This window comes from Bacillus sp. V2I10, from assembly GCF_030817055.1.
Lineage (GTDB): Bacteria > Bacillota > Bacilli > Bacillales > Bacillaceae > Bacillus_P.
Genome location: NZ_JAUSYV010000001.1, coordinates 3,678,321 through 3,699,438, shown reverse-complemented (window position 1 = coordinate 3,699,438; position 21,118 = coordinate 3,678,321). Strand labels below are relative to the sequence as shown.

The 21,118-nt window shown below is 41.3% G+C and carries 18 protein-coding genes; 17 read left to right on the top strand and 1 reads right to left on the bottom strand.

Annotated elements, in window-relative coordinates:
• Positions 1–66 precede the first annotated feature (66 nt).
• A complete protein-coding gene (locus QFZ72_RS18650) occupies positions 67–678 on the top strand; it encodes an RsfA family transcriptional regulator (protein WP_307436226.1) in 612 nt (203 codons plus the stop codon).
• Positions 679–728: 50 nt separating this feature from the next.
• Here the strand turns inward: QFZ72_RS18650 and QFZ72_RS18645 are convergent, their stop codons facing one another.
• On the bottom strand, positions 729–1,208 hold the full coding sequence (locus QFZ72_RS18645) for an N-acetyltransferase (RefSeq protein WP_307436223.1): 480 nt from the start codon (positions 1,206–1,208) through the stop codon (positions 729–731).
• A 218-nt stretch (positions 1,209–1,426) separates the two neighbouring features.
• Here QFZ72_RS18645 and QFZ72_RS18640 point away from each other — a divergent pair, with 218 nt between their 5' ends.
• From QFZ72_RS18640 to murG, 16 genes are all read left to right on the top strand, one after another.
• Positions 1,427–2,764, top strand: a complete 1,338-nt coding sequence (locus QFZ72_RS18640; protein WP_307436221.1) for an acetyl-CoA carboxylase biotin carboxylase subunit — start codon at positions 1,427–1,429, stop codon at positions 2,762–2,764.
• A gap of 59 nt (positions 2,765–2,823) precedes the next feature.
• Complete coding sequence (locus QFZ72_RS18635) at positions 2,824–3,039, top strand: acetyl-CoA carboxylase biotin carboxyl carrier protein subunit (protein WP_307436218.1); 216 nt, start codon at positions 2,824–2,826, stop codon at positions 3,037–3,039.
• 17 nt (positions 3,040–3,056) lie between these two features.
• A complete protein-coding gene (locus tag QFZ72_RS18630) occupies positions 3,057–4,598 on the top strand; it encodes an acyl-CoA carboxylase subunit beta (RefSeq protein WP_307436216.1) in 1,542 nt (513 codons plus the stop codon).
• A gap of 572 nt (positions 4,599–5,170) precedes the next feature.
• Entirely contained in the window at positions 5,171–6,049 is an 879-nt protein-coding gene (locus QFZ72_RS18625; RefSeq protein ID WP_307436212.1) for a 2-dehydropantoate 2-reductase, read from the top strand.
• Positions 6,046–6,438, top strand: coding sequence for a DUF3397 family protein (locus QFZ72_RS18620; RefSeq protein ID WP_307436210.1), 393 nt, complete (start codon positions 6,046–6,048; stop codon positions 6,436–6,438). The genes QFZ72_RS18625 and QFZ72_RS18620 overlap by 4 nt, the downstream gene beginning before the upstream one ends.
• A gap of 87 nt (positions 6,439–6,525) precedes the next feature.
• Positions 6,526–8,154 carry a bacillithiol biosynthesis cysteine-adding enzyme BshC gene (bshC, locus tag QFZ72_RS18615; protein WP_307436205.1) on the top strand — a complete coding sequence of 543 codons (1,629 nt, stop codon included), beginning with the start codon at positions 6,526–6,528 and terminating at the stop codon, positions 8,152–8,154.
• A gap of 123 nt (positions 8,155–8,277) precedes the next feature.
• Complete coding sequence (mraZ, locus tag QFZ72_RS18610) at positions 8,278–8,709, top strand: division/cell wall cluster transcriptional repressor MraZ (RefSeq protein WP_133311264.1); 432 nt, start codon at positions 8,278–8,280, stop codon at positions 8,707–8,709.
• A gap of 91 nt (positions 8,710–8,800) precedes the next feature.
• Positions 8,801–9,733 carry a 16S rRNA (cytosine(1402)-N(4))-methyltransferase RsmH gene (rsmH, locus tag QFZ72_RS18605; protein ID WP_307436201.1) on the top strand — a complete coding sequence of 311 codons (933 nt, stop codon included), beginning with the start codon at positions 8,801–8,803 and terminating at the stop codon, positions 9,731–9,733.
• A gap of 33 nt (positions 9,734–9,766) precedes the next feature.
• Complete coding sequence (ftsL, locus tag QFZ72_RS18600) at positions 9,767–10,132, top strand: cell division protein FtsL (RefSeq protein ID WP_307436198.1); 366 nt, start codon at positions 9,767–9,769, stop codon at positions 10,130–10,132.
• A gap of 2 nt (positions 10,133–10,134) precedes the next feature.
• A complete protein-coding gene (locus QFZ72_RS18595) occupies positions 10,135–12,348 on the top strand; it encodes a penicillin-binding protein (RefSeq protein WP_307436195.1) in 2,214 nt (737 codons plus the stop codon).
• Between the two features lie 155 nt (positions 12,349–12,503).
• The gene (locus QFZ72_RS18590) at positions 12,504–14,444 is read left to right on the top strand and encodes a stage V sporulation protein D (protein ID WP_307436192.1); all 1,941 of its coding nucleotides are present in this window, start codon (positions 12,504–12,506) and stop codon (positions 14,442–14,444) included.
• A gap of 279 nt (positions 14,445–14,723) precedes the next feature.
• Positions 14,724–16,193 carry a UDP-N-acetylmuramoyl-L-alanyl-D-glutamate--2,6-diaminopimelate ligase gene (locus QFZ72_RS18585; RefSeq protein WP_307439855.1) on the top strand — a complete coding sequence of 490 codons (1,470 nt, stop codon included), beginning with the start codon at positions 14,724–14,726 and terminating at the stop codon, positions 16,191–16,193.
• 102 nt (positions 16,194–16,295) lie between these two features.
• Positions 16,296–17,270 carry a phospho-N-acetylmuramoyl-pentapeptide-transferase gene (mraY, locus tag QFZ72_RS18580; RefSeq protein ID WP_307436190.1) on the top strand — a complete coding sequence of 325 codons (975 nt, stop codon included), beginning with the start codon at positions 16,296–16,298 and terminating at the stop codon, positions 17,268–17,270.
• 1 nt (position 17,271) lies between these two features.
• The gene (gene murD, locus QFZ72_RS18575; RefSeq protein ID WP_307436187.1) at positions 17,272–18,621 is read left to right on the top strand and encodes a UDP-N-acetylmuramoyl-L-alanine--D-glutamate ligase; all 1,350 of its coding nucleotides are present in this window, start codon (positions 17,272–17,274) and stop codon (positions 18,619–18,621) included.
• Between the two features lie 64 nt (positions 18,622–18,685).
• The gene (gene spoVE, locus QFZ72_RS18570; RefSeq protein ID WP_223442082.1) at positions 18,686–19,786 is read left to right on the top strand and encodes a stage V sporulation protein E; all 1,101 of its coding nucleotides are present in this window, start codon (positions 18,686–18,688) and stop codon (positions 19,784–19,786) included.
• Between the two features lie 108 nt (positions 19,787–19,894).
• Positions 19,895–20,980 (top strand): undecaprenyldiphospho-muramoylpentapeptide beta-N-acetylglucosaminyltransferase, encoded by a 1,086-nt coding sequence (gene murG, locus QFZ72_RS18565; RefSeq protein WP_307436185.1) that lies wholly within the window; start codon positions 19,895–19,897, stop codon positions 20,978–20,980.
• The last annotated feature ends 138 nt before the right edge of the window (positions 20,981–21,118 follow it).

The following is a 21,118-nucleotide window of genomic DNA, read 5'->3' as shown; positions in this document are numbered from 1 at the left end:
TCGATAGTCTATCTATTCTAGCAGGCGCATATGTATGTAAAAAATGCGTATTAGGGGGAATAGAAAATGACTACTACACGTCAGGATGCTTGGACTCAGGATGAGGATTTGATGCTCGCTGAAATTGTTCTCAGGCAGATTCGGGAAGGCGGAACACAGCTTGCAGCATTCGAAGAAGTAGGGAAAAAGTTATCAAGAACGGCTGCTGCATGCGGTTTTCGCTGGAATTCCTATGTAAGAAAGCAATACAAATCAGCAATTGAAATGGCAAAAGCACAGCGCAAAAAAATCCGCAAACAAGAGACTGAAGAATCAGCTGAACCTTCTATACCCTCTTTTGAAAGCGAATCACAGTCTGAAGAAGGCGTACCGCTGACTTTTCATGAAGTGATTTCATTTTTGAAAAACTATGAAAACTCTGGAAGTGCTGCAGACTTAAAAAGTGAAAATGAAAACCTCACTAAAAAAGTAACTCACCTTGAACAGCAAATCGAAAAGCTCCAAGCTGAAAAAGAAACCATCCACAGCAATCTGAAGATTGTAGAGGAAGATTATATGATGCTGATTGAAATGATGGAGCGCGCAAGAAATATGGCTGTTCTGAGAGACGATGAGCGCAGCCGCAAGGTAAAGTTTCAAGTAGACCGCAATGGGAATCTGGAAAGAGCTGAAAAATAAAAGAATGACCGCAGATGCGGTCATTCTTTTATTTTATTGAAAGGATATTCTTATGCAGATTCGCCTCTTTGTTCAGAAACGCCTTCAGGATACCAGACAAGAGGATTTTCTCCCTTATCCCGCTCCATGTCATAAGTGACGGACTCAAATCCCATTCTGGACCAGAATTCACCTGACTTTACTCTTGGGTTGGTTTTGATTGGAACGCCGTAAGACTTCGCGTATTCAACAAGTGCCGTGCCATAGCCTTTTCGTTTATAATCAGGAAGCACTTCAAGCTTCCATAATTCCAGGTAATCCTGTTTTGGGTCAAAATATTCGTCGAACTTTTTATCGACCCGGTACAGACTCATACGGGCAACTAGTTTTTCGCCGAAGTAAATGCCGTAGAATGGCGAATTACTATCATTTTCTATGATATTATCCTGAAGATCATCAAGCATGGACAGCTCCTGCAGTCCATATTCTTTAAATTTTTTGAATTCCTCTAATGTCTTATAATTAATAAGCAATTTTTCTACCTTAAACATTGTTTCTCCCCCTTGCAGCCTCTGATCGTTGTATATCATACAGGTTTAAGATAAGAATACAAAATCTTAATAAAATTTTAAAACTTACATTTATTATACCACGAAGAAAAGATTAGAAAAGAGTTTAGTGAGCGTTTTCAATTTATAGCAGGAAATTTAAAGTTTTTGAAGAAATGTACTCTGTGGGGATATTCTTTTACACCTTGGGAGGGGAGAAATTGAAGAAGATTTTAATTGCAAACCGGGGAGAAATTGCGCTTCGGATTATCAAAACATGCAAAAAAATGGGGATTGAAACAGTCGTCATTTTTTCTGATGCCGATGCTGAACTGCCTTTTGTTAAAGAAGCAGACTATGCCTTTAGAATAGGTGAAGCTCCTGTGTCGAAGTCTTATTTATTAAAGGATGAAATTTTAAATATTGCTGTCCGGGAACAAGTGGATGGCATCCACCCAGGATATGGATTCTTATCTGAAAATACGGAGTTTGCTCAGGCAGCAGAAGGAAAAGGAATCAAGTTTATTGGTCCGAGTTCTGAAACAATGGCTCTAATGGGGGACAAAGTAGCAGCAAGAAAAACAATGAAAGAAGCTCTCGTACCTGTTGTTCCCGGCAGTGTCACCGGCATTTCAACGATCGAGGAAGCCTGTTCGTTTGCAGCAGAAATCGGCTACCCGGTTATGCTAAAAGCAAGCGGAGGCGGAGGCGGGATCGGCATGCAGCGGTGTGACAATGAAGCTGCCCTTATGAAATGTTTTGCCTCAACAAAAACAAGAGCAAAAGCATACTTCGGAAACGATGAAGTTTTTATAGAAAAATTTATTGCAGATGCAAGGCACATTGAAATTCAATTATTTGGAGATCATCATGGAAATGTTGTTCACATGTTTGAGCGTGACTGCTCGGTTCAGCGCAGAAACCAAAAAGTGGTTGAAGAATCTCCTTCTCCCCACTTATCCGGGGAGACAAGGGCTAAGATGTGTGAAGCAGCAGTTGCGGCAGCAAAGCATGTAGGATACATAAACGCAGGAACGATTGAGTTTATTGTTGATGATAAAGAGAACTTTTATTTTCTTGAAATGAATACTAGACTGCAAGTAGAACACAGGGTAACAGAAGGTGTGACCGGGCTTGATCTTGTTGAACTTCAAATTCGGACTGCAGCAGGAACTGAGCTTCCTTTTACACAAGAGGAAATTACGAAAAATGGACATTCTATTCAATTTAGACTTTATGCCGAGGATCCTGTGAAGTTCATTCCGTCACCCGGATTAATTAAAGCGTTTACATTCAATGAAACAGATGGGGTCATTGTGGATTGTGCCTATATAGAAGGGAATACGGTTACACCTTTTTATGACCCCCTCGTGGCAAAAATCATTGTAAACGGCGAAAGCCGCGAGGAAACCATTGAAAAAGCACGGACCTTTTTAAATGAAATGAAAATAGAAGGAATTAAAACGAACCTTCCATTATTCATCAATATTTTGTCAAATGAACAATTTAACCAGGGAAGGTACAGCACATCTTTTCTGCAAACAGCGGTTTTCGCTTAATTTAGAGCTTGTAAAATAAAGAATTTGTTTCACCACACCAAGAATGGAGGATTTATAACATGATCGAAATAAAAGCAAGTATGGCAGGAACAGTATTAAATGTATTAGTGGCAGCAGGGGACGAAGTAACGGCTGGACAAGATGTGATCATGCTTGAATCAATGAAAATGGAAATACCTTTAGACAGCCCTGAAAACGGCGTTGTGGAGGAAGTAAAAGCTGAAGCCGGCGATTTCGTTAATGAGGGCGATGTATTAATCATTTTAAAAGCTTAAAAAAGGAGGTATTTCCAATGTTGAAAACGGATGAACTGGTCAAAATCCTGAAGGAGAAAACAGCTGAAATTGAAGCTGGCGGACAGCCTAAATATCACGAAAAGCTTCAGCAGCAGGGTAAATTGTTTGTAAGAGAAAGACTTAACCGTCTATTTGATAATGGACAATACACAGAGGATGGGAAGTTTGCCAATAACCAGGCAGGCGACCTTCCATCTGACGGCGTCGTTACAGCGATCGGGAAAATTAATAACCAAACCGTTTGCGTAATGGCAAATGATTCTACTATAAAAGCAGGCTCATGGGGAGCAAGAACGGTTGAAAAAATCATCCGCATCCAGGAGACTGCTGAAAAATTGAAAGTTCCATTGCTTTATCTGGTGGACTCAGCCGGAGCGAGAATAACGGACCAGATTGACATGTTTCCAAATCGCCGCGGTGCAGGGAAAATCTTTTATAACCAGGTCAAATTGTCAGGCATGATTCCTCAAATCTGTCTTCTGTTTGGTCCTTCAGCAGCAGGCGGAGCATATATCCCGGCATTTTGCGACATTGTCATTATGGTTGAAGGCAACGCCTCCATGTATTTGGGATCACCACGCATGGCAGAGAAAGTCATTGGCGAAAAAGTTTCTCTTGAAGAAATGGGCGGAGCGAGAATGCACTGCTCTGTAAGCGGCTGCGGCGATGTCCTTGTAAAGAAAGAAGATGAAGCCATATTAGAGGCGAGAAGATACTTAACTTATTTTCCGCAAAATTATCAGCATGCCTCCATACCTGCAGAACCAGTTGCTCCGAAGCAGGGCAGAAGGCTGTCTGAAATTGTTCCGGAAAATCAGAATGCGCCATTTGATATGTATGAGTGCATCGACTCTCTCATAGATGCGGGAAGCTTTTTTGAAATCAAACGATTATTCGCCCCTGAAATAATCACAGGCTTTGCCCGGATGGACGGGAAGGCAGTTGCGATCATTGCAAATCAGCCGCGAGTGAAAGGCGGCGTTTTATTCGTAGATTCAGCAGATAAAGCAGCGAAGTTTATGCAGCTTGCGGATGCGTTTCATATCCCATTATTATTCCTTGCGGATGTGCCGGGATTCATGATTGGCACTAAGGTAGAAAGAGCGGGAATTATCCGTCACGGCGCAAAGATGATCGCTGCCATGAGCTCTGCTACGGTCCCAAAAATCTCCGTTATCGTGAGAAAAGCATATGGCGCAGGACTATATGCCATGGCAGGACCGGCTTTTGAAACGGATTGCGTCATTGCTCTTCCTACAGCTCAAATAGCTGTTATGGGTCCCGAAGCTGCAGTTAATGCTATTTATTCAAATAAAATTAATGAAATCGAAGATCCGAAGGAGAGAATGAAATTCGTCCTTCAAAAACAGCAGGAGTATAAAGAAAACATTGATATTTATAAGCTTGCATCTGAAATGATTGTAGACGACATTGTTTCTGCAGATGAGCTTAGAGAAGAACTGATTTCCCGCTTCTCTTTATATGAAACAAAACAGCTTTCATTCAGCGAACGGAAGCATCCGGTTTATCCGGTTTAATTCAGCAGATAAAGCCAGCTTTCGGAGCTGGCTTTTCTTATTGAAAAAAATGAAAACCCCAGGCTAGTCCTAGAGTTCCAAAAAGCTTTCAGCGAGGTACTAAAAACTCTTCAGAGGTGCTAAAACATATTTGGTTCGCAATCCCAGCCGAATCGTACCCTGTAACTCGGATATGGCAAAATCCATGACCCCAAACTCGGAAAATGGTGTCCTAGAAGTGGAAAAAGCAAAATCCATGACCCCAAACTCGGAAAATGGTGCCCTAGAAATCGGAAAAAGCAAAATCCATGACCCCAAACTCGGAAAATGGTGCCCTAGAAATCGGAAAAAGCAAAATCCACGTCCCAAAACTCGGAAAATGGTGCCCTAGAAATCGGAAAAAGCGAAATCCATGACCCCAATTTCGCAGAATGGTGCCTTAGAAATCAGAAAAAGTGAAATCCATTTAGCCATTCAATCCGAATGTAAGCATATATTACGGCGGCTTTTTTATTCCAGCTTTATTAAATATGGGAAATACTTCATATATTTGGTATGATAAAAGAATTAAGGGAAAACGGTGGGATTAGCTTATGGAGATAGGAATTATCGGTTCAGGAGCGGTAGGATTACTTAGTGCCGCATATTTAAGCAAGAACAATGATGTAACGCTTTATACAAGGCGAAAAGAGCAGGCAGAGCTTATCAATGCTGCAGGAATAAGTTTAGTCAAGGGAAATCAAGAGACCATATCTTTAAATCTTAGAGCTGAAGAAAAACCAGCTTATAAAGAACCGCTTTTAATTGTAACAGTCAAACAATATCAGCTGGATGACATTTTGAATGCCTTGAAAAAAAGTCCGTCTAAAACGGTTCTTTTTCTGCAAAATGGCATGTCTCATATCCCTTTGCTTCAAACTCTGACAGCCCATCGGGTATTTGTGGGCACTGTGGAGCATGGTGCATTAAAACTGAGTGACAACACCGTTAAGCATACAGGTTTCGGATGCATTAAGGTCAGCCCATTGTTTCCAGTTGAAAGGTTAAAGGAGCTGCCTATCCTGCAGATGCAAATAGATCATTTTCCTTTTGAATATGTCGGAGACTGGAAGTATATGATGTCGCGGAAACTGCTTGTGAATGCTTGCATTAATCCGCTGACTGCTTTATTGCGGGTTCCTAATGGCGAGCTTGCCTCAAATCCCATGTTTAACAAAATGACAGAGAATGTATTTCATGAGGCAATGAAAGTATTGGCTCTTGAGAAAGGACAAGAAGAATGGGAGCATGTAATGGCCATATGCAGGAATACGGCTCAAAATCGTTCATCTATGCTAAAAGACATAGAAGAAGGCAGAATGACGGAAATCGATGGAATCATTGGCTACTTAATCAATCAGGCAAAAACAAAGAAGCTTGAAGTTCCTGTACTTCATTTCATATATCAAGCCATTAGGGGGATGGAGGGATGATTGTGATTGATTCTATTGTCAGCATTTTTGCATTTGCTGTTTCACTTCCGCTGTTCAGTTTTTTTCTTCTTTTTCTTCTTTTTCTTGTTTTGACAACCAGCAAAAAAAGAGCCTTGCTGCTTGCTGCTGACATTGCTGTGATTTTATTTATATTCTCAATTTATTTCAAACTGCTAACATTATCGCAAACTGCTTTTTACGGCGGATTATTTTTCGTCTGCCTCCTCATCGTGTTTACAGGTCTGCTCATCCTGATCCGATCACAATCGTCCATTTCATTATCAATTGCATTTAAAAAATGCTGGCGGTTCTCTTTTTTGCTTTTGCTGCCGATCTCCACGTTTCTTACTATATATGGAATCATTTCCGGAATCCTTGAATATCTGTAAGATTGCAGGCAAACTTTTTTTATTTTCGAAGCAATAAATGCTATACTCTTCTCGGAAGCTTACATAACCCGGAAAGGAAGTACACAAATGGAGATTACTGAACTCTCCCTGCGCCACACAAACCGTCTTGTGGAAGATTTGGTTCATGCAAGGCTAAATACGGTGGATTACTTTGATTATCAGATTACAAATGATGATGTCTATGAAAAGAGAATGAACGATTTAAAAAATAGAACATTTGCTCGGGAAGAATTATCTGATTACCTTTTATCCTATCATCAGAAACACTTTCCTGAAAATCACGCAGTGACCGATAACATTAAACGGCTGAAACAGCCTGACAGCCTTGTAGTAGTGGGCGGACAGCAGGCAGGTTTATTGACAGGTCCTCTCTATACAATACATAAGATTATTTCCATTCTCGTGCTTTCAAAGCAGCAGGAAGATAAGCTGTCTGTTCCTGTTATCCCGATTTTCTGGGTTGCAGGCGAGGACCATGATTTTGCGGAAATCAATCATTTGTATGTATCGCAAAATCAAGTCATAAAAAAGAAAGCCATCAAACACGCACAAACCGAAAAAATCCCTGTTTATTATAAAGAACTGGATCAGACAGAATGCTGGAATTGGATTTGCTCTATTTTTGAAACGTATGGTGAAACAGATTATACAAACACGCTGATGGAAAGTCTCAAACAAACATTAAGTACATCAAAAACCTATACTCAATTTTTTGAAAAGCTTACATATGAAATGTTTTCTGGGTACGGACTTGTCATCATGAACTCCTCTGACCCTGACTTAAGGAAGATGGAATCGGTATTTTTCCAGCAGTTTATCAGAAAAAATGAAGAATTCTCAGAGGCGCTTGCTGCACAGCAGGAGTTTATGAGATCAGTTGGCTATCAGCCGATCATTGAAACAGAAGCGACAAGTGCAAATCTATTTTATCATCATGAAAATAACGAACGTTCTTTGCTTCATCGTTCAAAAGATAAAACATATTCAGTAGAAGAAAAATTATCTTTTACTGAAGAAGATCTGAGGCACCTTGCCGAACAAAATCCTGAAAAGCTGAGCAACAATGTTGTCACAAGACCGTTAATGCAGGAGTGTATCCTTCCGACCCTGGCGTTTATTGCCGGTCCTGGGGAGCTTGTGTATTGGGCGGAATTGAAAAGAGTCTTTCAGGTTTTAGGTTTTGAAATGCCGCCTGTGGTACCGAGACTAAATATAACATTATTGGAAAGATCCATTGAAACAGATATGCAGGATGTGGAGATCGGGATTGAAGATGTCTTTACACGAGGTGTGGAAAATGCACGGAAAGAGTGGGTCTCAAAAAAAGAACCTTCTCAAATGCCGCCTAAAATTGAGGAGACAAAAAAGCAGTTCGAACAGATTCACCGTGAACTGCGGGAGTCAGCTCTCTCAATTGACGCAAGTTTAGAGCCCTTTTTAATGAAAAATGCGTATTTTATTCAAGCTCAGCTGGATTTATTGGAATCTCACATCGACAAGAAGATTCAACAAAAACATCGGGCGGAAATGGATAAATTCACAAGAATCGGGAAATCTCTCAAACCAAATGACGGTTTTCAGGAGAGAACCTGGAATATTTACTACTATCTGAATAAATATGGTCCAAATTTTTTAGACGAAATCGTGCAGCTTCGCTATTCTTTTAACAATCATCATAAAATTGTCAAAATTTAAATAACGATTTTCTGAAATCCTGTGGAATACAGGGTTTTTTTTTATGAAAAGAACGTGTAGAATAGGAGGTGGGGAGAAGTGGGGGGAAGTGGTGACTGAGAGAAAGAAAGTGGGGCGACGGACATGTTCATGGGTGAATATCATCATACGATTGATGCAAAAGGCCGCATGATCGTTCCTGCCAAGTTCCGGGAAGAGCTCGGAGAAACTTTCGTCATCACAAGAGGACTTGATCAATGTTTGTTCGGTTATCCAATGAGCGAGTGGAAATTGATCGAAGATAAACTTAAAGCTCTCCCATTAACAAAAAAAGACGCACGTGCATTCACTCGGTTTTTCTTTTCTGGGGCTGTAGAATGCGAGCTCGACAAGCAAGGCCGCATTAATTTAGCTGCACCGCTTTTGCAATATGCAAAGCTTGAAAAAGAATGTGTTGTTATCGGAGTATCAAATCGGATCGAGTTATGGGATAAAGCAATTTGGGATACATATGTGACTGAACAAGAAGATTCATTTGCCGAAATTGCTGAAAATATGATTGGTTTTGATATATAATGGTCTCTTGTGCAAACAATGAGTAATAAGACATTTCAACATCATATTTAAACATCCAAAACAATCGACTCTGATAAAGGTGGTAACAGCAATGTTTCAACATAAAACAGTATTATTGCGTGAAACAGTAGACGGATTAAACATTAAAGAAGACGGTGTATATGTAGACTGCACATTAGGGGGAGCAGGTCACAGCTCTTATCTGCTGTCCAAGCTATCAAAGGATGGTCACCTCTTCGCTTTTGACCAGGATGATGCAGCCCTCTCGCATGCAAAAGAACTGCTTGCAGACTATGCGGGACAGGTTACATTTATAAAAAGCAATTTCAGGTATTTAAAAGAAGAACTTGAACAGTTAGGTGTTACTGAGGTTGACGGCATTCTGTTTGACCTCGGCGTATCATCGCCGCAATTAGATACACCTGAGAGAGGCTTCAGCTATCATCACGACGCACCTCTTGATATGAGAATGGACCAGCATGCCAGCATTTCCGCATTTGATGTGGTGAATCACTGGACATATGAAGAACTGGTCAAAATTTTCTTCCGTTATGGTGAAGAAAAATTCTCAAAGCAGGTAGCGAGAAAAATAGAAGCAGCCAGAGAAAAACAGCCGATCCAAACTACAGGAGAGCTCGTGGAATTAATTAAAGATGCAATTCCAGCTCCAGCAAGAAGAAAAGGCGGGCACCCTGCCAAACGGATTTTTCAGGCGATCCGAATTGCGGTAAATGATGAACTGAAAGTATTTGAAGAAGCCATTGGACAAGCTGTCGACCTTATTAAACCCGGCGGCAGAGTCAGCGTCATAACGTTCCATTCATTGGAAGACAGAATCTGCAAGACGGCCTTTAAACAAGCTGCTGCATTACCGGAACTGCCTCCTAACTTGCCGGTTATACCGGATGAATTTAAACCGAAAGTGAAACTGATCACAAGAAAACCAATCGTGCCATCAGACGAAGAGCTAGAAGAAAACAATCGAGCAAGATCAGCTAAACTTAGAATCCTAGAAAAACTATAAAGAAAGCCAAAAAAATCAGAGGGGGTTGTGTTCATGAGTAATTTAGCAGTTAAATTACAGCAGCAGAGGCAAGAGCAGCATAAACAAATGCCCGAGCAGCAGCAAACGGTCGTCATTACAAGAAGACCAACCATAACAGTAGGGGAAAAAGTGCTTATCGTCGCTTTCTTATCTGTCCTCTTATTTGCAGCCATCCAAATCGTAACGAACAGTGTAACAGTCTACCAGTCAAATATTGAAATTCAGAAGGTTGAGGCCAAAATACAGGATCAGCAAAGAATCAATTCTGACTTAACAGTCCAAGTAAAAGAATTAAGCACATATGAACGCATCTGGGCAAAAGCTAAAGAGCTTGGATTAGAACTTAATCCAAAAAATGTGAAAGTTGTTAATGAATAATCATGACACAGCCGAAAAATATCAATATGAACAGAGGAGCAGCAATATTAACTTTAATATTTGCATTGCTCTTTTTTGTCTTAATCATCAGATTCCTGTATTTACAGACAACAGGTGAAGTAAACGGGGAAATACTTGCAGCCCGCGCTCAAGAGCAATATGAGCGTAAGCGCGGCATTGAGGCGAATCGGGGATCCATTTTGGACAGAAGAGGAGAAGTCATTGCTCAAGATACGTCAACGTATACTTTGGTTGCTGTTCTTGATGACAGCATGACGACAAGCCCCAAAAAACCCAAGCATGTAATTGAACCGGAAGAAACAGCTGAAAAACTTGCTCCATTGCTTGATATGGAAGAGAGTGAAGTCAGTGACATTTTATCGAAGGATGCTTTTCAGGTAGAGTTTGGTTCTGCCGGAAGAAACATAAGCCATTCATTAAAAGTAAAGATTGAGAAAATGAATCTTCCGGGTATCGGATTTATCAGAGACACCCACCGGTATTACCCCAACGGCACATTCGCCTCACATATTATCGGGTATGCCCAAAGAGACGAAGAATCAAAGAATACGGTAGGCATGTTTGGAATTGAGAAAAGTCTTGATAAATATCTTCAAGAAAAAGATGGCTACAAAGTATATGAGGGAGATAAACAAGGATTTAAACTCCCAAATGGAGAAGAAAAAATAGTAGCTCCTGATAACGGAAACAATGTATATCTGACGATTGACCAAAAGATTCAAACATTCCTTGAAGATGCCATGAATGAAGCAGCAGAAGAATATGAACCTGAGAAGATTATCGGAATTGTGGCCGATCCTAAAACTGGGAAGATTCTTGCAATGGGGCAGCGCCCAAGCTTTAATCCGAATGTCCGCGATATCAACAATTATTATAATGATGCCGTTGCTTATCCATTCGAGCCAGGCTCGACGATGAAAATTTTCACGCTGGCAGCTGCAATTGAAGAAGGCGTATTTAACCGCAATGAACTGTATCAGTCAGGTGCATATAAAGTGGAAGGCGGAAGAATACGCGATCATAATAAAACAGGCTGGGGAACGATTTCCTTCTTAGAAGGTGTGCAGCGTTCGTCCAATGTAGCGATGGCCATCCTTGCGAAGGAAAAGCTCGGTCCAGATCGATTCATGCAGTATATGAACAAGTTCGGACTAAATGAAAAGACCGGAATTGATCTGCCAAACGAAGCAAATGGTAAGTTTAACTATAAGTATGATATTGAAAAAGTAACGACTGCATTTGGCCAAGGTTCAACAGTGACGCCGATTCAGCAGGTGCAGGCAGCAACTGCAATCGCAAATGGCGGAAAAATGATGAAGCCTTATATCATTGATAAAATTGTTGACGTTGATCATGACAAAGTGGTGAAGCAAAATAAGCCTGAAGTTGCGGGAACACCTATTTCTGAAAAGACTTCAAAAGAAGTGCTGGATATTTTGGAAACAGTGGTAAGTTCAGAAAAAGGCACCGGCAGACTGTACCAGATTGAAGGGTATGAAGTTGCCGGAAAGACAGGAACGGCACAAATAGCAGGAAGTGACGGGAAATACTTAAGCGGCCGGGATAACTTCATTTTTTCATTCCTTGGAATGGCTCCAAAAGAAGATCCAGAGCTACTTGTTTATGTTGCTGTCCAGCAGCCAGAGCTGAAAGACACAGAAACAGGATCTATGCCTGTATCATCCATTTTTAATACCGTAATGAAAAACAGCTTGCAGTATTTGAAAATCCAGCCTTCTGAGGAAGCTCTGGAACAGCCTAAGAAAACGGAAACTGAAACTGGAGCAGAAGTGCCGTCCTTTGTCGGGGAAGATTCAGCATCAGCAGAAAAACTGCTGAATGCAAACAATGTTCAGCCGCTTATTCTTGGATCGGGAAATGAAATTGTTGCTCAATATCCAGAAGCGGGCACAAACATGATTGTCAATGAACGTGTGTTTTTACAGACAGATGGCAAAGTCGCGATGCCGGACCTTAAAGGCTGGTCATCCCGGGATGTCATGAAGCTAGCTAATTTTCTAGATCTTGACCTTAAATTAAAAGGAAACGGCTATGTTGTTTCTCAAAATTTAACGGAAAATGAGACTGTAAAAGAGAACGATCAATTAATTGTAAAGCTTGAAAGTCCCAAACAGCCAAGCAGCGGAGAAAATGAACAGGCTGAAGAGGAAGAAGAAGAAGATGAAGCTGAGTAGAATAGCAAGCTTGGTCAACATCGTTGATCAAGCTTCTTTTTTTAGTCATTAAAAACTTTCACGTTTTGACCAGCTTCTCCTTATCCCTAAAAGTTCTAGATAATGCTGTACAAGCATATATTTGAACGAGCCTGGATAAGGAGGGGTATAATTCTATGCGCGTTTCAAATGTAACTGTCAGAAAGCGTCTGACAATGGTGCTGCTGTTTGGATTTTTGATTTTTCTTATTATCGATATCCGTCTTGGATACGTTCAGTTTTTTATAGGGGATAAATTAACTGCTCTTGCTAAGGATTCATGGAGCAGAAACATTCCTTTTGAGCCTGAACGGGGGGAGATTCTTGACCGCAACGGCGTTAAGCTTGCTACGAATATGAGTGCCCCGTCGGTCCTTGTTGTGCCGAGGCAGGTGGAAAACCCGGCAGATACGGCTGAAAAGCTTGCTTCTGTTTTAAATATGTCCAAAGAGCGCGCTTATGAACTAATTACAAAGAAGCAGTCAATCCAGCGCATTAATCCTGAAGGAAGAAAGATCTCTCATGAAAAAGCAAAAGAGCTTCGGGCCCTTGGGCTAAAAGGAGTATACATAGCGGAAGATTCTAAGCGGCATTATCCGTTTGGAAGCTATCTATCACATGTGCTTGGTTTTGCCGGAATCGATAATCAGGGGCTGCTTGGGCTGGAATCCTATTACGATGAACAGCTGAAAGGCACAAAAGGATATGTGAAATTCTACTCGGATGCAAAAGGGAAAAGAATGCCAGAAGAAGCGGATGAATATACAGCTCCAATAGACGGTTTAAATCTTAAATTAACCATTGATTCAAAAGTTCAAACCATTGTAGAACGGGAACTGGACAACGCTCAGGCAGCCTACAACCCGGACGGAATGATTGCCATTGCCATGAATCCCAAAAACGGAGAAATTCTTGCCATGTCAAGCAGACCTGACTTTGATCCTGCGGATTTCAGAAATGTTGATCCGCTGATCTACAATCGGAATCTTCCTGTATGGAGCTCTTACGAACCAGGATCAACCTTTAAGATTATTACATTAGCTGCAGCCCTTGAAGAGAACAAAGTAGATCTGCAAAAAGAACATTTTCATGACGGCGGATCTGTGGAGGTTGGCGGAGCAAGACTTAAATGCTGGAAAAGAGGCGGACATGGCAGCCAGACATTTCTTGAAGTTGTTCAAAACTCCTGTAACCCGGGATTTGTAGAATTAGGACAAAGGCTCGGCACGAATACGCTGTTTAAATATATTCAGAACTTTGGTTTCGGCCAAAAAACAGGGATCGATCTGCAGGGAGAAGGAAGGGGAATTCTCTTCAATGTTAAAAATGTCGGACCCGTTGAGCAGGCGACAACAGCTTTTGGTCAAGGTGTTTCTGTAACACCCATTCAGCAGGTCGCAGCTGTTTCAGCGGCGGTTAACGGCGGAACACTATATACACCTTTTATTGCAAAGGAATGGATTGACCCGATCACAGGTGACGTTGTCAGTCAGACAGCTCCTGAAGCTAAGCGCCGTGTGATTTCAGAAGAAACATCAAAACAGATAAGATATGCCCTAGAAAGTGTAGTGGCACAAGGAACAGGGAGAAATGCATTTGTAGACGGCTACCGTGTCGGCGGCAAAACAGGAACTGCCCAAAAAGTAAAAGACGGAGTTTATTTAAAGAATAACTATATTGTGTCGTTTATAGGCTTTGCTCCAGCTGATGATCCAGAAATTGTTGTTTATGTTGCAGTTGATAATCCAAAAGGCACGGTTCAGTTCGGGGGAACGGTAGTTGCGCCAATTGTAGGAAACATCATGGAAGACAGTTTAAGAGAGCTTGGTGTGAAACCGAGAAAAGATCAAATAGAAAAAGAATATAAATGGCTAGACACAAAACTTGTAAATGTCCCGAATGTTGTAGGGCTGACTACAACGGAACTGAGAGAGCAGATGGTGAACCTGAAGCTTGATATTGCCGGTTCCGGCGACACAGTTGTTCAGCAGTCACCAGCAGCCGGAGTGAAACTGAAGGAAGGTTCAACCCTCCGCCTGTATTTAGGAAAAAGCGACAATAAAACAGATGACGAGTAACTAACTCTCTTTTATACACAAAAAAAGCCGGCAATCACAACACGTGTTTGCCTCGCTTTTATTTTATGGCAGGAAAAGAGAAGCTCTGTACCCTCTTTTATCTTTGAATATGGGATATGAAGCGAACTGGGCCTAATCAATGATATTTTTAAAAGCTGATATGGCTCTTTTAGCGAAGATGAGATAAAATAAGAACTGTGCGTTTTTTGATAAATGGATGATTTTGTATAAAAAATAAAGAAAGAAACTATTGTTGGTTTTTGAGAGGATTTGGTAATGATGAAATTACAGACACTGCTTTCGCAGCTGCAAAATATGAAAATGAACGTGAACGAAAATCCAGAAATTCTCTCGATTGAAATGGACTCAAGAGAAGTGAAGGAAGGAAGTTTATTTATTTGCATCAGCGGGTACACAGTAGATGGCCACGATTATGCTGAGCAGGCTGTCAGCAGAGGGGCTGCTGCTGTATTATCTGAAAAGCCTTTGTCACTTCCAGTACCTGTTATTGTTGTTAATAATACAAAGAGAGCTATGGCGCTTCTCGCAGACACATTTTACGGGCAGCCTACACATAAGCTTCATTTAATAGGCGTTACAGGCACAAACGGCAAAACTTCAACAACGCATTTAATTGAGAAGATTCTTCAAAATTCCAGCCAAACTACTGGATTAATCGGAACGATGTACATAAAAATCGGAGATGAACAATTAAGCGTTAAAAACACTACACCAGAGAGCCTGACTCTTCAAAAAACCTTTGGAACGATGGTTGATAAAGGAGTCAGTCATGCAATTATGGAAGTTTCCTCCCATGCCTTGCATATGGGGCGTGTTCATGGGTGTGACTATGACGTAGCTGTCTTTACAAATTTGTCACAGGATCATCTGGATTACCACCAGACAATGGATTCATATCGGGCAGCAAAAGGCCTTCTATTTTCGCAGCTTGGCAATAAATTTGATCAAAAGAAGCCAAAAACAGCTGTCTTGAACGGTGATGATCCTGCTTCTGCCGAGTTTATGAATATGACGGCTGCACATATATTGACTTATGGGATTGATACAGAGTGTGATGTGACGGCGAAAAATATTGCGATGTCTCCAAGCGGAACATCATTTGATCTTCTCACTCCCCATGGCAGTGAGAAGGTGAATATGAAGCTGATCGGCAAATTCAGCATCTATAATGCGCTTGCTGCAGCTGCTGCAAGCCTTGCTTCTAATGTACCTCTATCTGTAATAGTTGCGACTCTTGGGGACATTGAAGGTGTCCGCGGCCGCTTTGAAGTTGTCGACGGAGGACAGGATTTTTCCGTAATCGTTGATTATGCCCATACTCCGGACAGTCTGGAAAATGTCCTTTCAACGGTCAAGCAATTTGTTCTTGGAAAGACATTTGTCGTTGTCGGCTGCGGCGGGGACCGTGACCGGACAAAACGGAAAATCATGGCGCAGATTGCAGTGAAGTATGCGGATGAACCGATCTTTACATCCGACAATCCGAGAAGTGAAGATCCGATCGCCATATTGAATGAAATGGAAGATGGGGTTAGAGGCGAATATTATCATTCCATTGAAAATAGAGAGAAGGCCATTTATTTTGCCGTTTCTCATGCATTGCCAGGCGACGTCATCTTAATCGCAGGAAAAGGCCATGAAACCTATCAGCAGATCGGTACACAGATTTTCGATTTCGATGATCGTGAGGTAGCCTTGAAAGCTATTAATGAACGGATTAGATTATGATCCGCTATAAAAGATGTATTTAAGAAATTCACGAATTTTTATTATATGATGAATCCGTAATCAGAAGCGGTCATCATGCAGCTATTCAGGGAGGATCTAAACATGCTTGAACAAATTATTTTATTTACTATTATTATGGGTTTTTTAATCAGTGTTCTGATATCTCCCATCTTTATTCCATTTTTAAGAAGACTTAAGTTCGGACAAAGCATTCGGGATGAAGGACCGAAATCCCATCAGAAAAAATCAGGCACCCCGACGATGGGCGGAATCATGATAATTCTGTCTGTGATTGTAACAACGCTTGTCATGAGCTATAAATTTGCAGAACCAAGTGTGGAAATGTATTTGCTTCTATTCGTTATGTTCGGTTACGGCCTGCTCGGTTTTCTGGATGATTTCATCAAGGTTGTGATGAAGCGCAACCTCGGTCTTACTTCAAAACAGAAATTAATTGGACAGATTATTATTGCGGTCATTTTCTATATCGTTTTTAAACAATATGGGTTTTCTTCAGAAATCCGTATTCCAGGCACTGATTTTTCATTTGACTTAGGATGGGCTTATGTCATTCTGATCATTTTCATGCTTGTCGGCGGATCGAATGCTGTTAATTTAACAGACGGCCTTGACGGCCTGCTCTCAGGTACGGCAGCCGTTGCGTTTGGAGCATTTGCTGTTCTTGCCTGGAATCAATCTCAATATGATGTGGCTATTTTTTCGGTGGCAGTTGTAGGAGCGGTTCTTGGGTTTCTTGTTTTCAATGCACATCCCGCAAAAGTATTCATGGGTGACACAGGATCACTGGCACTCGGGGGAGCTATTGTCACAGTTGCTATTTTAACAAAGCTTGAAATTCTTCTTGTTTTAATCGGAGGAGTTTTCGTCATCGAAACCTTATCCGTTATTATACAGGTCATCTCTTTTAAAACGACCGGAAAACGGGTATTTAAGATGAGCCCTCTTCATCACCACTATGAGTTAACCGGCTGGTCAGAATGGAGAGTTGTCGTGACATTCTGGACTGTCGGTCTTGTTTTCGCCGTTTTGGGAATCTATATTGAGGTGTGGTTATAAGATGAAAAGTATTCAAGATTTTACTCATAAACATGTACTGGTATTGGGGCTTGCAAAAAGCGGTTTAGCTGCTGCAAAGCTCTTACATAAACTCGGAGCAAACGTTACAGTCAATGATATGAAGCCTCTTGAAGAAAATGAGTCTGCTAAGGAACTTCAGGCTGCTGGTCTTCAGGTCATTTGCGGCAGTCATCCGAAAGAGCTCCTTGATCATGCAGAATATATTGTGAAAAACCCAGGTATCCCTTATACCAATCCATTGCTTGCTGAAGCTTTGGAGCGGAATATCCCGATTGTGACAGAAGTGGAACTTGCTTATTTAATCTCGGAAGCAGATATGATTGGGATAACGGGTTCAAATGGAAAAACAACTACGACAACTCTCATTCACGAAATGCTCCTTGCTGACCAGAAGAAGTCTTTGATCGCTGGGAACATCGGCACTGTAGCATGTGAAGTCGCCGAACATGCTTCTAAAGAGAATGTCATTGTGACTGAGCTGTCTTCTTTTCAGCTCATGGGAACAATCAAATTCAGACCTAAAATTGCGCTGCTGCTGAATCTATTTGATGCCCACCTTGATTATCATGGCACTAGAGAAGAATACGCTCTTGCAAAAGCGAAAATCTATGAAAATCAGCAGGCAGATGATTATTCTGTCGTGAACTATGATGACATGGGTGTGCGCAGGGCAGCAGAAAAATCCAAAGGTCAAATTGTTTATTTTTCAGTTTCAGAGAAGCTTGAAAAAGGCGCTTATATAAGCAACGGTTCTCTCTGGTATAACGATGAGCAGATTATTAAAATAAAAGATGTTGTCTTGCCGGGCAAGCATAATCTTGAGAATATCCTTGCTGCGATCTGTGTTGTAAAACTATATGGAGCATCAACAGACGCCATTCAAAAAGTTCTGACTGCCTTTAAAGGGGTTAAACATCGGCTGCAGTTTATCAGCACGATTGATGGAGTAAAATATTACAACGATTCTAAAGCTACTAATATATTAGCAACATCCAAAGCGCTGCAGGCCTTTGATGCACCAATACTTCTGCTTGCAGGAGGTTTGGATCGCGGAAACGAATTTGACGAGCTGATCCCATTCCTGGGCAATGTGAAGGCATTCATTACATTTGGACAAACTGCACCAAAGCTTGAGAGAATAGCAGGTGATGCTGGAATAGAAGTGATAAAACGTGTCGATAATGTTGAACAAGCGGCTATGGCGGCGTTTGACTTATCTCAAGATGGTGACATTGTTCTTTTATCCCCTGCGTGCGCTAGCTGGGATCAATATAAAACATTTGAGCAAAGAGGAGACATGTTTGAGAACGCCGTGCATAAGCTAAAGTAAAGGGCTCGTACACGCATCGTCACAAAGCTTGAGCCCTAATTCCATAACATTGGGGTGTTCGGCGTTGACGGCAAAAAGATCTGCACCAGACTTCATTCTAGTCATCATTACCTTGCTGCTGCTGACGATTGGACTGATCATGGTATACAGTGCAAGCGCAGTTTGGGCAACTTATAAATTTGAAGATTCATTTTTCTTTGCAAAGAGGCAGCTGCTTTTTGCAGGTGTAGGTGTAATCGCCATGTTTTTTTTAATGAATGTTGATTACTGGACATGGAGAACCTGGGCGAAAATGCTGATAATAATTTGCTTTGTTCTGCTTCTGGCCGTTTTAGTTCCCGGCATAGGGATGGAGCGAAATGGTTCCCGCAGCTGGATAGGAGTCGGCGCATTTTCCATTCAGCCCTCCGAATTCATGAAGCTTGCCATGATTGCGTTTTTGGCTAAATTTCTGTCAGAAAATCAAAAGAAAATAACATCATTTAAAAAAGGTCTTTTTCCATCGCTGGGCTTTGTTTTTACCGCGTTCGCGTTAATTATGCTTCAGCCTGATCTTGGAACAGGAACCGTTATGGTAGGGACTTGTATTGTGATGATTTTTGTTGCAGGGGCGAGAATCAGCCATTTTGGTTTCCTTGGTTTGCTGGGAGCTGCAGGATTTGTAGGGCTCGTTTTATCAGCACCGTATCGGATTAAGCGAATCACATCGTTTTTAAATCCTTGGGAAGATCCGCTCGGAAGCGGATTTCAGATCATTCAATCTCTCTATGCAATTGGACCTGGTGGACTATTTGGTCTTGGACTCGGGCAGAGCAGACAAAAATTCTTTTACTTGCCTGAGCCGCAAACAGACTTTATCTTTGCTATCCTGGCAGAAGAGCTTGGCTTCATCGGCGGCTCGCTGATCATTTTGCTGTTTGGTCTGTTATTATGGCGGGGTGTAAGAATAGCCCTCGGTGCCCCGGATTTATACGGTTCATTTCTGGCCATCGGAATTATCACAATGGTTGCGATTCAAGTCATGATCAATATTGGAGTAGTAACGGGACTGATGCCGGTTACGGGTATTACGCTGCCATTTCTCAGCTACGGCGGATCTTCATTGACGCTGATGCTGATGGCGGTTGGTGTTCTATTGAATATTAGCAGATATGCCAGGTACTGAACCTGCATTTCATAGATGAAATAGACCCTGTTGAAAAACAGGGTTTATCATTTTTTTACCGCTGAATTTGAATATTTTTGAAAAAGTTTCTATTAAATGGGGGTACCTATGAAAATTATGGTAAGCGGCGGAGGGACAGGCGGACACATTTATCCTGCCCTCGCCTTAATAAATGAAATTAAAAAAAATGACCCAAATGCGGAATTTTTGTATGTCGGCACAGATAATGGCCTTGAGTCCAAAATTGTTCCAAAAGCAGGAATTCCATTTCGTTCAATTAAGATTTCCGGCTTTAAAAGGAAGATTTCTCTGGACAATGCAAAGACAATCATGCGCTTTTTCAAAGGAGTCAGCGACAGCAGGAAATTCATAAAAGAATTTAAACCGGACGTCGTAATTGGTACTGGCGGCTATGTATGCGGACCCGTTGTCTATGCAGCTTCTAAGCTGAAGGTGCCGGCGATTATCCATGAACAGAACAGTCTTCCTGGAGTGACCAACAAATTTTTAGCGCGCTATGTAGATAAGGTAGCCATTTGTTTTGAAGAGGCAAGAAGCTATTTCCCTGCTGAAAAAACAGTGCTGACAGGTAACCCCAGAGCGTCTGAAGTGGTAACGGATGACGTCAGTCACTATAAGGACCCTGCACTTATGGCTGACAAAAAAACAGTGCTGATTATGGGAGGAAGCAGAGGGGCAAAACCCATCAATGATGCAGTAATCGGTATGCTTGATGAAATGAAAAATAAGGATTATCAAGTTATCTATGTAACGGGTGAAATTCATTATGAAAACGTTATGGAGCAAGTTTTGAATCTGCCGAAAAATGTTGTGATCAAACCTTTCATTCATAACATGCCTGAAGTCTTAAAAGGAATTGATTTAATTGTGGCACGATCTGGTGCAACGACTTTGGCAGAAATAACGGCACTTGGACTTCCAAGTATCCTGATACCAAGTCCATACGTAACAGCGAATCACCAGGAAAAAAATGCAAGGGCCTTAAGTGATCATGATGCAGCGTCAATAATCCTTGAAAAAGACCTCTCAAGTGCTGTATTAGTAAAAGAGATGGATGCTATCTTGCTTAATGGGGCGAATCTTCAAAAAATGTCAGCTGCTTCTAAGCAGTTAGGCATTCCTGATGCTGCAATGAAGTTATATAAAGAAATACAGGCTTTGGCTTATCAATAAATTAGCTTTATATCATAAATACAGACATAGAATTTAAAAAAGACAGAAGTCATAGGAGTTTATTTCTTCAAAAAAGAAGGCAACAAATAATTTGTGCCTATCGAACCATATTCCTATGAGCCTTCTTCAATGTCATAC

Bases quoted from the DNA above. Each gene is read 5' to 3' on its own strand.
- QFZ72_RS18650 (WP_307436226.1), top strand. From the start codon at position 67: ATGACTACTACACGTCAGGATGCTTGGACTCAGGATGAGGATTTGATG.
- QFZ72_RS18645 (WP_307436223.1), bottom strand. From the start codon at position 1,208: ATGTTTAAGGTAGAAAAATTGCTTATTAATTATAAGACATTAGAGGAA.
- QFZ72_RS18635 (WP_307436218.1), top strand. From the start codon at position 2,824: ATGATCGAAATAAAAGCAAGTATGGCAGGAACAGTATTAAATGTATTA.
- QFZ72_RS18630 (WP_307436216.1), top strand. From the start codon at position 3,057: ATGTTGAAAACGGATGAACTGGTCAAAATCCTGAAGGAGAAAACAGCT.
- QFZ72_RS18625 (WP_307436212.1), top strand. From the start codon at position 5,171: ATGGAGATAGGAATTATCGGTTCAGGAGCGGTAGGATTACTTAGTGCC.
- QFZ72_RS18620 (WP_307436210.1), top strand. From the start codon at position 6,046: ATGATTGTGATTGATTCTATTGTCAGCATTTTTGCATTTGCTGTTTCA.
- bshC (WP_307436205.1), top strand. From the start codon at position 6,526: ATGGAGATTACTGAACTCTCCCTGCGCCACACAAACCGTCTTGTGGAA.
- mraZ (WP_133311264.1), top strand. From the start codon at position 8,278: ATGTTCATGGGTGAATATCATCATACGATTGATGCAAAAGGCCGCATG.
- rsmH (WP_307436201.1), top strand. From the start codon at position 8,801: ATGTTTCAACATAAAACAGTATTATTGCGTGAAACAGTAGACGGATTA.
- ftsL (WP_307436198.1), top strand. From the start codon at position 9,767: ATGAGTAATTTAGCAGTTAAATTACAGCAGCAGAGGCAAGAGCAGCAT.
- QFZ72_RS18595 (WP_307436195.1), top strand. From the start codon at position 10,135: ATGACACAGCCGAAAAATATCAATATGAACAGAGGAGCAGCAATATTA.
- QFZ72_RS18590 (WP_307436192.1), top strand. From the start codon at position 12,504: ATGCGCGTTTCAAATGTAACTGTCAGAAAGCGTCTGACAATGGTGCTG.
- QFZ72_RS18585 (WP_307439855.1), top strand. From the start codon at position 14,724: ATGAAATTACAGACACTGCTTTCGCAGCTGCAAAATATGAAAATGAAC.
- mraY (WP_307436190.1), top strand. From the start codon at position 16,296: ATGCTTGAACAAATTATTTTATTTACTATTATTATGGGTTTTTTAATC.
- murD (WP_307436187.1), top strand. From the start codon at position 17,272: ATGAAAAGTATTCAAGATTTTACTCATAAACATGTACTGGTATTGGGG.
- murG (WP_307436185.1), top strand. From the start codon at position 19,895: ATGAAAATTATGGTAAGCGGCGGAGGGACAGGCGGACACATTTATCCT.